The sequence below is a fragment of the Streptomyces sp. NPDC054975 genome, assembly GCF_053609105.1.
Genome location: NZ_JBSGWV010000044.1, coordinates 35,181 through 50,692 on the forward strand (window position 1 = coordinate 35,181; position 15,512 = coordinate 50,692).

The 15,512-nt window shown below is 69.8% G+C and carries 7 protein-coding genes; all 7 read right to left on the minus strand.

All coding sequences use genetic code 11. The annotated features are described in order from the left end of the window. Positions 1 to 2 precede the first annotated feature (2 nt). The 7 genes from ACWF79_RS27980 to ACWF79_RS28010 all read right to left on the minus strand — a co-directional run bounded on the left by ACWF79_RS27980 (position 3) and on the right by ACWF79_RS28010 (position 15,226). Positions 3 to 2,006 (minus strand): sigma-70 family RNA polymerase sigma factor, encoded by a 2,004-nt coding sequence (locus ACWF79_RS27980; protein WP_453730939.1) that lies wholly within the window; start codon positions 2,004 to 2,006, stop codon positions 3 to 5. A 109-nt stretch (positions 2,007 to 2,115) separates the two neighbouring features. Beyond that, a complete protein-coding gene (locus tag ACWF79_RS27985) occupies positions 2,116 to 3,720 on the minus strand; it encodes a glycoside hydrolase family 13 protein (RefSeq protein ID WP_453730932.1) in 1,605 nt (534 codons plus the stop codon). Positions 3,721 to 3,831: 111 nt separating this feature from the next. Continuing rightward, entirely contained in the window at positions 3,832 to 4,707 is an 876-nt protein-coding gene (locus tag ACWF79_RS27990; protein WP_453730933.1) for a carbohydrate ABC transporter permease, read from the minus strand. Between the two features lie 16 nt (positions 4,708 to 4,723). After that, the gene (locus tag ACWF79_RS27995) at positions 4,724 to 5,683 is read right to left on the minus strand and encodes a carbohydrate ABC transporter permease (protein ID WP_453730934.1); all 960 of its coding nucleotides are present in this window, start codon (positions 5,681 to 5,683) and stop codon (positions 4,724 to 4,726) included. Positions 5,684 to 5,775: 92 nt separating this feature from the next. Beyond that, positions 5,776 to 7,194, minus strand: a complete 1,419-nt coding sequence (locus ACWF79_RS28000) for an extracellular solute-binding protein (RefSeq protein ID WP_453730935.1) — start codon at positions 7,192 to 7,194, stop codon at positions 5,776 to 5,778. 261 nt (positions 7,195 to 7,455) lie between these two features. Continuing rightward, a complete protein-coding gene (locus tag ACWF79_RS28005) occupies positions 7,456 to 11,742 on the minus strand; it encodes a discoidin domain-containing protein (protein WP_453730936.1) in 4,287 nt (1,428 codons plus the stop codon). Between the two features lie 112 nt (positions 11,743 to 11,854). Then, positions 11,855 to 15,226 carry a CARDB domain-containing protein gene (locus ACWF79_RS28010; RefSeq protein ID WP_453730937.1) on the minus strand — a complete coding sequence of 1,124 codons (3,372 nt, stop codon included), beginning with the start codon at positions 15,224 to 15,226 and terminating at the stop codon, positions 11,855 to 11,857. Positions 15,227 to 15,512: the final 286 nt, after the last annotated feature.

Genomic DNA, 15,512 nt, shown 5'->3' on the forward strand with positions numbered 1-15,512 from the left:
CGTCAGCGGGCGCCGAAGACCTGGGTCCAGTAGGGGCCGCCCTGGTCGTGGATGCCGATCCCGATCTCCTTGAAGGCGCAGTTGAGGATGTTCGCGCGGTGGCCGGGGCTGTTCATCCAGGCCTCCATCACCTGCTCCGCGCTGCTCTGCCCCATGGCGATGTTCTCGCCGTACGTCGACCACGGATATCCGGTGGCCGTGACGCGCTCGCCCGGGCCCTTGCCGTCGGGGCTGGTGTGGTCGAAGTAGTCCCGCGCGGCCATGTCGTCGGAGTGTGCCTGTGCCGCCCTGGTCAGTTGCCCGTTCGCCGTCAGGGGGCCGCATCCGGCCTTGGCCCGCTCGGCGTTGACCAGACTGATCACCTGGTCGGCGGTGGAGGAGTCCGCGCCGGATCCCCCCTGCGCGCCCGAGTTCGACCCGGACCCGGACCCGGATCCGGATCCCGAGGTCTCGGTGGGCCTCGGCTTCGTCTTCGGCTTGGCCGCGGGCGAGGAGGTACGGGGGGCGGCCGTCTTCGACGGCGTGGCCTTCGCGGTGCTGCTCGGACGGGTGGACGGGGTCGCCGTGGCACCGGCCGATGCCGACGCCGACGGCGAGGTGCCCTCCAGGAGAGCGGTCGGCTCCTGCGCGAGGGGCAGGTCCGGACCGGGAGCCGCGGCGCGGTTCGCATCCAGCGCCTCTCCGTCCCCGTCCGGTGCGGTGTTCAGGTAGAACGCCCCGCCCGTGACCGCCACGACCGCCATACCGGCGGCGACGACGGCCCTCCGACGACCACGCCGCTGCTCCTGCTCCCGCCGCCGCCGGGCACTGCGCGAACCGCGGCCACCCGCGGGGGCGGGGGTGACGGTGCTCCGGGGTTCGTCCGGCGCGAGGGGTTGTTCGTAGGACGTGAGGGGCTCGTACGGTGCGTACGACGGTTCCTCCGGCTCGTACCCGGCCATCGGCTCGAAGGGCTCGTGGGGCGCGTCCGTCCCGTACGGTGCGGACTCGGGTATGCCGTACGTCCCGGGTATCTCGTACGCACCGTAGGTCTCGTACGCCCCCGGCGTCTCGTACACGCCGTAGGTCTCGTACGTCCCGGGCGTCTCGTACATCCCCTGCGTCTCGTACATCCCCTGCGTCTCGTACGGCGCTCCCGCCCCGTAGGCGGTGTCGGCGCCGTACTGCTGCGCCGGGTACGTCGCCGTCGCCATGCCCGTCCCGGTGAGTCCGTACACCGCTCCGTCCCGCACAGCGGTGAAGAGCAGCGCCGACGGCGGGACCAGGAGGAGTCCGGCCAGCAGGCCCTCCGCGGGGACGAGGTTGCTCCACAGGCCGGCGCAGTGGGCGCAGCCGCGGGCGTGCCGGGCGATGCGCTTGCGCCACAGGGCGGAGGGGCGGCCGTCCCAGGTGCCGAGTTCCGACCGGAGGGTGGGGCACGGCGGGTTCTCCGCCAGCGCCCGGACGACGACGCGGGCGGTGTCGAGCTGCGCCTTCATCCGCTGGACCCGGACCGCGGTGTGCTCCGGGGACAGTTCGAGGGCCGCCGCCACCTCGTAGCGGGTCAGCTCACCGGCGCACTCCAGCCACCACAGGGAAAGCAGCGCGCTGTCGTCCGGCTCCATCCAGCGGGTGGCCTCGGCGGTCTCGCGCCGCTGCCCGGAGAGGTGCAGCCTGACCACGGTCAGATCCACGAAGTCCGCGCCGGGGTGGGCGAGGTGGCGGGCCTCGTCGAGGGCGCCCGTGTGGAGGCCGGTCTGCTGCCTGTGCCAGTGGCTGCGGATCCCGTTCATGGTGATGGCGACGAGCCAGGACCGGAAACTGTCCGGGGCGCGCAGTCCTCCGAGACCGTCGAGCGCCCGCAGCATCGTCTCCTGGACGACGTCGTCGACGTCGTGGTGGCCGTTCAGGGCCCGGCCGACGATGTTGTACACCAGGGGCAGGTAGGCGGCGATGAGCTGGTCCCGCGCCCAGGCGTCCCCGCTCTGCGCCGCCCTCACGAGATCCGTTCCGTGCTGCGTGCCCATGCCCTGATTCACTCTGCTCATCCCGCCTGTTGTCGATGCCCAGCAGTTGGGAGACCGCAGGGCATCGCCCGGATAACAGGAAACGCCGAAACTTTTTCCGTGCGAGGGGTCAGACGCGCAGCCACACCGCCGTGTCCTGGGGCAGCCGCCCCTCGGCGTCGAGCGGTCCGCTGGTGAGAAGGGCCCGCTCGTACGGTGGCAGAGCGGCCGGCGTGGGCGCCAGGTTGACGACGCAGACAAGGCCCTGGGTGCGGGCGAACGCGAGCACTCCTTCCTCGGCGGGCAGCCAGGTCATCGGACCGTCGCCGAAGCCCGGTTCGGTCCGGCGCAGTGCCAGGGCCGTCCGGTACAGCGCGAGCATCGACTCCGGGTCGGCGTCCTGGCGGTCCACCGCGAAGCGCGCCCAGTCCCCGGGCTGGGGCAGCCACGGCTCGGACACCGAACCGAAGCCGTACCAGGGCGCATCGGCGGCCCAGGGCAGCGGGACGCGGCAGCCGTCACGGCCGGGGTCGACGCCCTCGGAACGCGCGTGCATGGGGTCCTGGATGCGGCTCAGCGGGATGTCGGCCTCGGGCAGCCCGAGTTCCTCGCCCTGGTACACGTAGACCGATCCGGGCAGCGCGAGGGTGAGCAGTGCGGCGGCGCGGGCGCGCCGGGTGCCGAGGTCGAGGTCGGTGGGGATGCAGAAGCTCTTCTTCGCGAAGTCGAAGCCGGTGTCCGCGCGGCCGTAACGGGTGGCGGTCCGGGTGACGTCGTGGTTGCAGAGGACCCAGGTCGCGGGGGCGCCGACCGGGGCGTGTTCGGCCAGGGTGTCGTCGATGGTGCGGCGCAGCCGGTCCGCCTCCCAGGGGCAGGAGAGGAAGGTGAAGTTGAAGGCGGTGTGCAGCTCGTCGGGGCGCAGGTAACGGGCGAAGCGCTCGGAGTCCGGCAGCCACACCTCGCCGACGAAGACGCCCTGGTAGGTGTCGGCGATGGCGCGCCAGGACCGGTAGATGTCGTGGAGCTCGTCCTGGTCGATGTACGGGTGGGGGTCGACGCCCTCGACGAAGTCGGCGAGCGCCGGGTCCTTGGCGAGCAGCGCTGCGGAGTCGATCCGTACGCCTGCAACTCCACGTTCGAACCAGAAGCGCAGGATGTCCTCGTGTTCGCGGCGGACCGCCGGGTGGGCCCAGTTGAGGTCCGGCTGCTCGGGGGTGAAGAGGTGGAGGTACCACTCGCCGTCCTCGACGCGGGTCCAGGTGCGTCCGGAGAACTGCGAGGGCCAGTTGTTGGGCGGGAGTTCGCCCTTCTCGCCCCGGCCGGGCCGGAAGTGGAACAGCTCCCGCTCGGGGCTGCCGGGGCCGGCCGCCAGGGCCGCGCGGAACCAGGCGTGCTGGTCGGAGACGTGGTTGGGGACGATGTCGACGATCACGCGGATGCCGAGTTCGCCGGCTTCGGCGATCAGTTTCTCGGCCTCGGCGAGGGTGCCGAAGGCGGGGTCGATGGTGCGGTAGTCGGCGACGTCGTACCCGCCGTCCACCAGCGGGGAGAGGTACCAGGGGGTGAACCAGACGGCGTCGACGCCCAGTTCGGCGAGGTAGGGCAGTCTCGCCCGGACGCCCGCGAGGTCCCCGGTGCCGTCGCCGTCGCCGTCGGCGAAGCTGCGTGGGTACACCTGGTAGATGACGGCGTCGCGCCACCAGTCGTCGGTGCGGTGCGCGTGAGGGGCTGCCACGTGACGGTCCTTTCGGGCAGGTCGGAGTTCTTCGCCGCCGGCCCGGTTGCTGCGGGGCGTGTGGACGGGCCGGCGGCGAAGGTCTTGGGGGCGGAGGTGAGGCGGGCGCGGTCAGCCCTTGAGTCCGCCGGCGGTGAGACCGCTCATGATGTTGCGCTGGAAGAACAGGAAGATGAGCAGAGTCGGCACGGAGGCGATGGTGAGCGCGGCGATCAGCACGTTCACGGGGACGCCGTTGGAGAGCGAGTAGATACCGACGTTGAGCGTCTGCTTCGCGGGGTCGGGGAGGGTGAGCATCGGCCAGAGGAAGTCCTTCCAGACCCCCACGACGGCGAAGATCGACACCACGCCCAGGATCGGCCGCGAGATGGGCAGCACGATCGACCACAGGATCCGGGTCGGGGACGCCCCGTCCATGGAGGCGGCGTCGAGGAGCTCCCTGGGGATCGAGTCGAAGAACCGCTTCAGCAGGAAGATGTTGAAGGCGTTGGTGACGGACGGGAGCCAGATCGCCCAGGGCGTGTTCAGCAGGTTGCGCTCCACGACCGGCACGTCCAGGACCGTGAGGTACTGCGGTACGACGAGGACGGTGGCCGGGATCATCAGGGTCGCCAGCATCAGGCCGAGGATGGCCTTGCCGAGGACGGGCCGCAGCTTGGAGAGCGAGTAGGCGGCCGCCACGTCGAGGACGAGCTGGAAGGCGAGCGCGCCGAAGGCGTAGTAGAGGGTGTTGAAGAGCAGGGTCGCGAGGTCCATGACCTCCCAGGCCCGCGCGTGGTTCTCCGGCGCGAACGATCCGGGCACGAGGGTCGGCGGCGTCCGGATCACCTCCTGGGCGTCCTTGAAGCCGCTCGTCACCAGCCAGTACAGGGGTCCGAGGAACGCCAGGGTGAAGCCGCCGACGACCACCGCGAAGACCGTCCAGTAGAGGACCTTGCCGCGGGGGCGGGCGAGCTGCGCCGGCGAGATGAGTGTGCGTGTCGACATGGTGGTCTCCCCGGTCCTACTCGTCCTCGGCGCGGCTGAGCTTCACGTACGCGGCCGAGAATCCGGCCAGGAGTACGAGCAGGAGCAGGCCGAGCGCGGCCGCGGCACCGTAGTTGTTGAAGTTGAAGGCGTACTGGTAGATGAGGTGGACGACGGTCGTGGTGGAGCCCTCCGGGCCGGCGCCGCCCGTGAGCAGGAAGGGTTCGACGAAGACCTGCATGGTCGCGATGATCTGCATGAGCAGCATCAGCGAGAGGATGAGGCGTGTCTGCGGGATGGTGACGTGCCAGATCTTGCGGAGCAGACCGGCGCCGTCCAGCTCGGCCGCCTCGTACAGCTCGCCGGGGATGGACTGGAGCGCGGCGAGGTAGATGAGGGCCGCGCCGCCCATGTTCATCCAGGTCGAGGCGATGACGACGGAGAGCATCGACAGGTCGGGGTCCTGGAGCCACTGCTGCTCGGGCAGTCCGATCGAGGTGAACAGCTCGTTGAGGAGGCCGTAGCCGGGGTCGTACAGGTACTTGAAGAGCAGGACGGAGGCGACCGGCGGCAGCATCACGGGCAGGTAGACGAGCAGCCGGAGGTAGCCCTGTCCGTGGTGGAACTCGTTGATGACGAGGGCGACGACGAACGGGACGGCGAAGCCGAGGACCAGCGCGAGGACGGTGAACAGAAGCGTGTTGCGCCACGCCTGCCAGAACGCCGGGTCGTTGAAGACGGTGACGAGGTTGTCGAGACCGACCCACGTGGTCCGGCCGCCCTCGGTCTGCTGGAAGGCGAGGAAGAACTCCCTGACCATCGGGTACCAGGAGAAGACCGCGAAGCAGAGGACCGCGCCGACGAGGAAGCCGTGGGCGGTGAGGTTGCGCCGCAGGCTCTTCGCGAACCGCCCGCCGGGGGGTGCGTGGTCCGCCTCGTACGGCGGGGAGGGGCGGGGCGAGCCCGCCTTGCTCGGGGTCAGGCTGGGGGCCGACATCGTCGCTCCTTGATGCTGGTCTGCCGGGGTTGTCGGGGTGTGCGGCGGCCCGGGCGGGGCGGCGGTACGGTCCGCCCCTGCCCGGGATCCGGTCACCCGGTGGCGAGGACCTGGTTGACCTGCGACTCGGCGGTGGCGAGCAGCTTGTCGATGTCGGCGTCCTTGTTGGTGAGGATGCCGGACATCACGGTGTCGAGGACCTTGTAGACCTCCTGGGCCTTGGGCGGCTCCGCCTTGCCCGCGACCGGGTTGTCCATGAAGGTCTTGAAGTTGGCGACCGGCATGGTGGCGTGCTCCACGCGGGCCGCGTCGTCCTTGGTCTTGGCGTCGTTCAGCCAGAAGTTGGGCTGCGGGACGCCGACGGGCAGGCCGTCCTGCTTGGCGCGCGCCCAGTCGAACTGGCCCTTGCCGACGGTGAGGTTCTTGAAGTTCAGCCAGGCGACGGCGGCCTTGATCTTGTCGGAGGAGATCCCCTTCTTGATCATGTAGTTGTTGCCGCCGGCCAGGGTGGCCTTCTCGCCGGGGATCGGCCCCATGCCGAAGTTCTCGTACTTCGCGCCGAGTTGCTGGACCATGTACGCGATGTCGTCGGGCGCGGCGAGGAACATGCCGAGCTTGTCGGTGGCTATCTGCTTCTGCAGGTCGCCCCACTGGAGCAGCTGGGTCTTGCCCATGCTGTTGTCCTCCCAGCGCATGGCGTGGAGGTTCTTCGCGACCTGCTTGCCGAGCTCGTTGTTGAAGGCGGCCTTCTTGCCGCTCGCGTCGACGACGTCGCCGCCCAGGCTGTACATCTGCGCGGTGAAGTGCCAGCCGCCGGTGTTGCCCGCGCTGTACTCGCCGAAGCCCGCGATCCCGTTGCCGAGTCCGGCGATCTTCTTCGCGGCGGCGCGGACCTCGTCCCAGGTGCGCGGCGGGGCGTCGGGGTCGAGGCCGGCCTGCTGGAAGAGCTTGCGGTTGATGAGCAGGCCCATCGTGTAGTTGCTGGTGGGCAGGCCGTACAGCTTGCCGTCCTGCTTGAGGGAGCCGAGGACGTTCGGGTCGATGTCCTTCAGGAGCGGGACGGTCTTGTCGTTGACGTACGCGGTGATGTCGGCGGCGCCGTCGTTGTCGAGGACCTGCGGCAGGTCGGTGAAGTACGTGTAGAAGACGTCCGGTTGCGACTTGGCCTTGAGCATCGCGGTGAAGCGGGGCGGTTCGAGGCACTGGCCGGCGGTGGAGCGGCCCTCGATCGTGACGTTGGGGTAGGTCTTGTTGAAGGCGGCGACGTCCTCCTTCCACTCCTTCAGCTCGGCCGCCTTCGCCGTCGGGGGCATGCAGTCGATGGTGAGGGTCACCTTGGTCTTCGGGTCCAGCGGAGCGGCGGGGTCGGACGAACCGCCGCCCCCGGAACCGCCGTCGGCGCTGTTGTTGCTGCTGCTCGTGCCGCAGGCGGCGAGCGCGGTCAGCGTGAGCGCGGAGACGAGGGTGACCGCGCTGGCGCGGCGCGTACGGCGGAACCGGGCACTTCTCATGGGTGGTCCCCTTCGGGCATGAACGTGGAGGTCACCCCACCGCCGGTGCGTTTGTGGGGTGCGCCACACTCAACCACCATCAACAAGTGAACGCAAGATATCGCGCTGATTTTGTAATTGCCTGACAGGATAGAGAAGGAGCCCGAAGAATCGGGCTCCAGGCGGACTCATCGGCCTCTACGCATGCAAGGTCGACGCAAGCAGCCGCAAGCCGCCTGCGCCGACCTCGCCGGGCCTCACGCCCGCCGTACCCCGTGCCTGCTAAGGGTTGATGTTGATCTTGAAGGTGGACGTGGTGTTACGAATGTCCACCGCGTTGTTGCTCAGTTGCAGGCCGTTGAAGGTCACCTCCCCCACGGCCGGCCCCTGTCCGGACTCGGGCATCTCGTTGGCCCACAGGCCGAAGCCCGACTTGGCGTCGTACGCGTCCCCGCTCTTACGCGCGCCGGTGATGGAGATGTCGGTGAAGACGGTGTCCTTGATGGGGAACTGCGGCTGTCCGCCGACGTAGTTCGTCTGGAACATCACGCCGCTGTACGTCGGGTCCACGATGTCGACATGGTTGACCCTGATTCCTTGGAAGACCTTGGACGCGGAGAACACCCAGATGCCCGGGAAGGTCTGCGAGCCCCAGAAGTGCCCGCCGGCCCGGACGATCGAGATGTTCTCGAAGGTCGTGGGATCGGTGCCGAAGCCGTTCATCGGGTAGCCGAAGTCGAGCGACGAGATGGTGATCCCGGAGTAGACGAGCGTGTCGGCGATGTGGATGTTGCGGAAGGTGTTGTGGTAGCCGCCGTAGACGGCGACACCCGCGGCCCGCCAGGTCAGCGTCGACGTGAGGTTCTCGTAGACGTTGTTCTTCATGTCCGCGCCGCCCGCGTCGATCGCGGAGAAGAGCGCGAAGCTGTCGTCACCGGTGGCCCTCGCGTCGTTGTTGGTCACGAGGTTGTCCGTCGACCCGTTGGTCATGTTGATGCCGTCGGCGAACATGTTCCGGATCCGGGAGTTCTTGATGGTGATCCGGTCGGTGTTGGCGCCCCAGTACAGGCACACCATGTGCTCGTTCCAGATGTCGTCGATCACGATGTCGGTCACACCCGCGAAGTCGAACACCTTGCCCGGGCCGTCGATCCGCGAGGTGTAGTTGCCGAAGTAGGCGAAGCCCTTGAAGAGCGAGCCCTTCGCCGCCGCCTCGGCCCGGAAGCCGACGTCGGTGTTGTCCTGCGTGGAGGGCGCGTGGAACTTCGTGTACCAGGGCCCGGCGCCGACGACCTTCACGGGCTTGCCGTACACCTGGAACTTGCTCGACGTCTGGTAGTCGCCCGGCGGGAGATAGACGCCGACGAGGGTGCCCGTGGTGTCCATCCGTACCTTGTCGAGCGCGTTCTGGACGTCCTGGTGGCCGAAGCCCGCGGGGACGGTGTACGTCGCCGGGTCCGGGTTGGCGACCGGCGCGACCTGCTCCAGGTTGATGAAGTCGACGGCGTACGGCCGGCTGTTCGCCGCGTCCTTCTGCAGCCGGATCCTGCTGCCCGCCCGCACGGTCTCGCCGAGCATCATGTGCGCCTCGTCGTAGATGTGACGCGGTGCGCCGGCCCCCGGGGAGTTGCCGGGCGCGGTCTCGGCGCCGTACAGCCAGGCGTACTTCGACGTCACCGGGAGCGCCTTCTTGAACACCCCGTCGACGTAGACGTTGATCGTGGAGTCGATGCCGCCGCCGCCCGGGGCGTCGGGCAGCGAGACGCGGGCCACCAGGGTGTTCGTGTCGGCGCGGGTGGTGAACTCGACGTACTCGCCCGTCGCGTCCAGGTGCACCGCCTTGCGGCCCGAGGCCTCGCCCGCGATGTCGCCGACGGTCCGGTTCGGGCCGACGACCTGCGCCCCTCCCCCGGCGGTGCCGTCCTCCGCCTCGTACATGTCGTACGGCATGTTGGCGCCGCGGCCGACGAAGAGCGGTTGGGTGGAGGTGTTGTTGGCCCGCTTGACCGGGAGCTCGTTGGCGTCGTCGGCGAGGACGACCTTCACGGTGTACGAGCCGTTGGCGGCGGTCCAGGGACCGAGGCTCACCTCGGCGGTGGCTCCGGCCGCGAGGGCTCCGGTGTGCGCCCCGGTCAGTGTTCTGACGGTGGCGCCGGTGGAGTCGAGCAGGGTGAGCGTGACGCCGTGGCTGCCCGTGGCGCTCGCCACCGTGCCCTGGTTCTTCACGGCCACCTTGAAGGTGACGGGGTCACCTGCCGCCGGGCTTGACGGCGACGTCGTGACGGAGGCCGTGACCAGGTCGGAGCTGGAGACCGGCCTGACGACGAGGGAGGTCGTGCTGGTGAAGGTGTTGTTGGACTCGTTCTGCTCGGTGACCGCGTTCGCCTCGTCGACGACCGCGCTCAGCTGGTACGAACCGGCGTCCCGCGCGCCGATGGAGGCGCCGACCGTCGTCTGGGCGCCGGCGGCCAGGGCGCCGACCTGGGCGGTGGCGACCTTGGTGCCGCCCAGCCGCAGCGCCACGGCGCTCGCCGGTGCGGCGGCCGGACCGCTGTTGCGGACGGTCGCGCTCACCGTGATCGGGTCCGACTCGACCGGGGAGGCGGGCAAGGCGGTCAGGCCGGTGACCTCCAGGTCCGGGTTGGGCGCCGGGACGCCGAGGACCTGGAACTCGGCGAGCTGGCCCGCGGAGGAGCCGGAGTTGGCGGTGAACTTCAGCTGGACGTCGGCGACTCGGGCGGAGAGCGGGATCGTGACGGTGTTGCCGGTCGCCGGATCGAAGGTGTAGCTCTTGGCCGCGACGAGGCCGCCGAAGCCGGACGCGCTCTGCTCGCGGCCGAGGACCTCGATCGTCTGGCCGCGGGTGGCCCAGGCCGCGTCCGGGTTGAGCCTGAGGACCAGCCGGTCGAGGTCGGCGTTGGAGCCGAGCTTCACGGTGAGGGTCTGCGGGTAGCTGCCGCCGGCGCCCTCCCAGTACGTCGCGACGTTGTTGTCGTTGGCGTTCGCGGCCGCGTAGGTGTGCACCGTGGAGGAGGCGGCGATCTCCTTGCCGACCGCCAGGTTGGAGCCCGTGCCGCCGGTACCGTCGCGGGTCACGGCGTTGCTGTTCGCCGACCGGTTGCCCGCCGCGTCCTTGGCGCGGACGTGGTACGTGACGGTTGCGGAGGCCGGCTGGGTGTCGGTGTACGTGGTGACGTTGCCGGCCACGCTGCCCCGGAGGGTGTTGTTGGCGTAGACGTCGTAACCGGTGACGCCCACGTTGTCCGAGGAGGCGTTCCAGGTCAGCTTGATCTGGCCGGCGGCAGGCTCGGTGAGCGCCAGGTCGGCGGGCGCGGTCGGCGCCTGGGTGTCCCCGGTGTCGCCGGTGCGCGTCACGCTGTTGCTGTCGGCCGACTGGTTGCCCGCCGCGTCCCTTGCGCGGACGAGGTAGGTGACCGTCTGGTTCGCGGGCCGGGTGTCGGTGAAGGTGGTGACGCCCGCGCCGACGCCGGTGAGCAGGGAGCCGTTGGCGTAGACGTCGTAGCCCGTCACTCCGACGTTGTCGGTGGCGGCGTTCCAGGTGAGCCTGATCTGGTCGGTGGCGGGCTGGGTGAAGGCGAGGTTCGCGGGCGCGGACGGGGCCTGGGTGTCGCCCGTCTGCGGGCCGTAGACCTCCAGCTCGGAGAGCTGCCCGGCGGGCTGGACGCTGTTCGCCGTGACCAGGACGCGGACGTACCGGGTGGTGGTGGCGTCGAAGGTGAGGGTCGCCGAATGTCCGCCGGCCGCGTCGAAGGTGTAGGCCTGGGAGGCGGTCAGGTCGGTGAAGGCGGTGCCGGTGGTGCTGCCCTGGATCTTCAGGGTCTGGCTGCGGGTCTCCCAGGTGGAGGGCAGGCGCAGGACGACCCGGTCGACGCGGACGGCGGAGCCGAGGTCGGCCTGGATCCACTGCGGGAGGGCGTTGTTGGCGCTCTCCCAGTACGTGGCCCGGTTGCCGTCGTTGGCGTTGCCCGCCGCGTACACCTGGGTGTGGCTGCTCGCGGTGAGGGTGCGGCCGCTCGCGAGATTGGCGGAGGAGCCGTCGGCGGCGTGCACCTCCAGCTCGGAGAGCTGGGCGGCCTGCCAGCCGGTGTTGGCGGTGATGTCGATCCGGACGAACCGGGTCTGGGTGGCGGGGAAGGTCACCGTGACGGTGTTGGCCGCGCCGGGGCTGAAGGTGTAGGTGGCGGAGTTCTTGAGGGTGGCGAAGCTCGTGCCGTCGGCGCTGCCTTGCACGGAGAGCGTCTGTTGACGGCTCTCCCAGCCTGCGGGCAGCTTCAGGACCACCTCGTCCACCCGCGTCGTGCTGCCGAGATCGGCCTGGACCCATTGGGGCATGCCGCTGCCCGCGCTCTGCCAGTACGAGCCCTGGTTGCCGTCGGTGATGTTCCCGGCGCCGTACTCGGCCACCGCGCTGCTGGCCGCCGCCGCGTCGCCGAGGGCGACGTTGGGTCCGCCCGCCGCCTGTGCGGTCATCAGTGGACCGCCCAGTGCCAGGAGGCTGGTCGCGACCACGGCGCTCAGGAACCGTGGTCTCCAGTCGGAGATGCTCATCTGTCCTCTCAGTCCTCGATCTCGGCCCCGCGCCCGACCGGCGACGAGGCACGGCTCAGTGGCGGCGGCCCCGTCGGGACGGGGCCGCCGCATGGGGGTGTGGCGGTGTGGGTCAGTTCCGGTTGACGACGAACTGCGAGCCGGGCTCGATGAGGACGTCACCCTCGGCGGAGTTGGTGATGGTCACGTTCGTCAGCGTCGCGCTGCCGCGCGCCCCGCTCATCGCGAGGACGCCGGAGCCGTTGTTGGACTTGTCGATCCGGACGTTGGTGATCTTCACGTCCGGCATCTCGCCGCCACCCGTCTTGAACTGGATGCCGTCGTACGTCGAGTCGAGGATCTCGGAGTCCCGGATGGTGACGCCCGGGATGGGCTGCCCCTGCGCGAAGAGCGTGATGGCGCCGAACTCCTGGTCCTCGTTCCAGAACGCGCCGCCGGTGCGGTGCAGGGCGTTGTTGGCGATCAGCGTCTGCCCGGAGAAGGGCAGGGGGTCGTGGTCGGTCGCCAACATGATGCCCGGGTAGTTCATCGTGTCCGAGATGATGTTGTTCTCGATGGTGTTCCCGAAGCCGCCGTAGACCGCGATGCCGTTGGCGCGCCAGGGAAGTTGGATGGTGTTGTTGCGGAAGTGGTTGTTGGATCCGATGTCCACCGAGGTGTCCTTGACGTACTTGCTGGCCCAGACGGCCAGCGCGTCGTCACCGGTGTTGCGGAACGACGAGTCGAAGACGGTGGAGTTACGGGTGCCGTTGGCGAAGTTGATGCCGTCGGCGTACGTGTTGCGGATCCGCATACCGGTGAACTCCAGGCCGTCGCCGGGGCCCCAGAGCTCGGGGATGTTGGAGTAGTCGCGGCCCGCCCACACGCCGACGTTGGCGTGTTCGATCCAGACGTTGCTGATCTTGGTGCCCTTGCCGAAGCGCCCGTTGAGGCCGACTCCGCCCTCGGCGTTGCCGTCACCGCCGCGGATCTGGCCCGAGCCGAAGATGGCGATGTCGGAGATCTGCGTGTTGTGGTCGATGTCGAAGCCGAAGTTGCCCTCGTGCGGGTGGTTGATGCCGCCCGCCTGGTGCGGCGGGGTCAGCGTGTAGAGCTGGGAGTGCCACATGCCCGCGCCGCGGATCGTGACGTCGCGGATGCCGACCTGGTTGAACTGGCCGCGGTTGAGCGGGTCGTCGGTCAGGATCTTCTGCTCCTGGCGCCACTGTCCGGCGGGGATCCAGACGCAGGGGATCTGGCCGTTCTGGTCGGCGGTCACGGCCCGCTGGAGGGCGTCGGTGTCGTCGATGCCGTCGTTGGGGACGGCGCCGTACTCGGTGATCGAGGCGCAGTTCGCCGGCTTGGCGGCCGGGGGCGCGACCTGCTCCAGGTCGATCAGGTCGATGACGTAGAAGGCCGCCGAGTCGCCCGCGTCGCGCTGGAGCCGGAACTTGGTGCCCACGGGGTACGTGTGCGTCAGCAGCGCGTGGGACTCGTCGAAGAGCCGTCGCGCGTCACCGCCCGGGCGGTTGGTGAGGCCCTCGGGGTCGTCGGTGGTGCCGTAGAGCCAGCTGTGCTTGGAGGACAGGGGCAGCTTGCGGACGAAGACGCCGTCCGCGTACAGGCTGATCGTGGCCTCGGCCCCGCCACCGGCGGTGGAGTCGGGGACGGAGTTGCGCACCACGATCGAGTTGGAGGGGTTGGTCGAGGTGAACTCGACGTACTGGCCCTGGGAGTTGAGGCGCACCGACTTCCGGCCTGAGGACTCGGTGGCGAAGTTGGTGTGGCCGAAGGTCCGATTCTGGTCGGCGGTGAGCAGGGTGCCCTCGTAGCGGGCGTCCTCCGCCTCGTACTCGGTGTACGGCACGGCCGCGCCGCGTCCGACGACGAGGGAGCGGGTGAAGACGTTGTTGTTCTCGTCGGTCTCGGCGACGGTCCCGGTGGCGTCGGCGGTCGCGGTGAGCGTGGCTCCGCCGCTGGTGGCGGTCCAGGTGCCGGAGATCGCGACGGTCGCCGTCCGACCGGCGGCGATGGCGCCCGTGGTGCCGTTCAGGGTGGTGGATCCGGCTGTCAGCCGGGTGACGGTGCCGGCCGGGGCCCCTGTGGTGCCACGGTTGTCGACCGCGACGGTGAAGGTGACCGAGGAGCCGACGGCGGGGCTTGCCGGGTTGGTGGTGATCCCCGTGACCCGCAGGTCGGGGCCGGGGCTCTGGCCGACGAGGAGTTTCGTCGCCGCCGTACGGCTGTTGTTGGTGTTGTCCTGCTCCGCGACGGTGTCGGTCGGGTCGACAACGGCCGAGACGGTGTACGAGCCCACGGCGCGCTTGCCGACGGTGACCGGGACGGTCGTCGAGGCGCCAGCGGCGAGCGCGCCGACCGGGGCGGAACCCGCCACGGCGCCCTCCAGGCTGACCTGGACGGTGGTGGCGGGCGCGGCGGCCGTACCGGCGTTGCGCACCGTCGCGGCGACCGTCACGGAGTCCGTCTCGGAGGGGGAGGACGGGGTCCAGCTCAGGTCGGTGACGGTGAGGTCGGGGTTGGGCGCGGCCGTGCCCACGACCTGGAACTCCGCGACCTGGCCGCCGGGGGCGCCGGTGTTGGAGGAGAAGGTCAGGCGCAGGTCCGCGTACCGGCCGGTGACGGGGATGGTGACGGTGTTCTGGCCGGAGGAGGGGCTGAAGGCGTAGGCGGCCCGGGCCTTGAGCGAGGTGAAGCCGGAGGCTCCCTGCTCACGTCCGAGTACCTCGATCGACTGGGTCCTGGGGCCCCAGGCCTGGTCGGGGTTGAGCTTGACGACCACCGCCGACACGTCGGCGTCGGCGCCGAGCTTCACCGTCAGGCTGGCGGGGAAGCCGGCGGACTCCCAGTAGGTGGTGGTGCTGTCGTCGTTGGCGTGGGCGGCGACGTACGTCTGTGTGGTCGAGGTCGCCTCGATCGGCTTGTTGCGCGCCAGGTTGGTCCCCTGCGGCGGCGGGTCGACCGGGCCGCCGTCGCCGTAGACCTCCAGCTCGGAGAGCTGGGCGGCGTTCCAGCCGGAGTTCGACGTCACCTGGATCCGGAGGTATCGGGTGGTGACGGAGGTGAGGCCGATCGTCACGGTGTTCGCCTGGGAGGGGCCGAACGCGCGGGGCTGGGCGGCCGCGAGGGTGGTGAACGCGCTGCCGTCGGTGCTGCCGAGCACGGCGAGGGTCTGTGAGCGGGCCTCCCAGGTGGTGGGGAGTTTCAGGACGACGCTGTCGACGCGTGTTCCGGCGCCGAGGTCGACCTGCACCCACTGGGGGAACGACCCGGCCGGGCCCTCCCAGTAGGACTGCTGGCTTCCGTCGGTGACGTTGCCGGCGGGGTACGCGCCGTGGGCGCCGCCGGCCGTGGCCGCTGCGCCGAGGGCCAGGTTTAGCCCGGCGGCTGCTGCCGCGTGGGCGTGGACCGGCAGGAGACCGACGGCGACCAGTGCGGCTATCAGCATGCCGACCGTCAACCGCCAGCTCAGGATTTTGCCTCTCATATGGGCCTCTCCGCCTGCTGGGCCCCGGCGGCCGCGCCGAAACAGTGCCTCTCGCCAGGAACCCAGCGGAACTCTGACAATGAATGACGGCGAGCTACAGACTTATTGAGCTTTTTCGTTAATCTTTTGCACCGTCGGGGTGTCAGGTTTCTATCAGGTCACTGCTTTGTCAACAGCCGTGACAGGACCACCGGTTGGGCCGCCGCATCGACGCAGGTCAGCGTCGAGGCCCCGGCAGTCCCTGGACGACAGAACGGCTCCGGCGCCGGGGAGGCGGGGTGCCTCC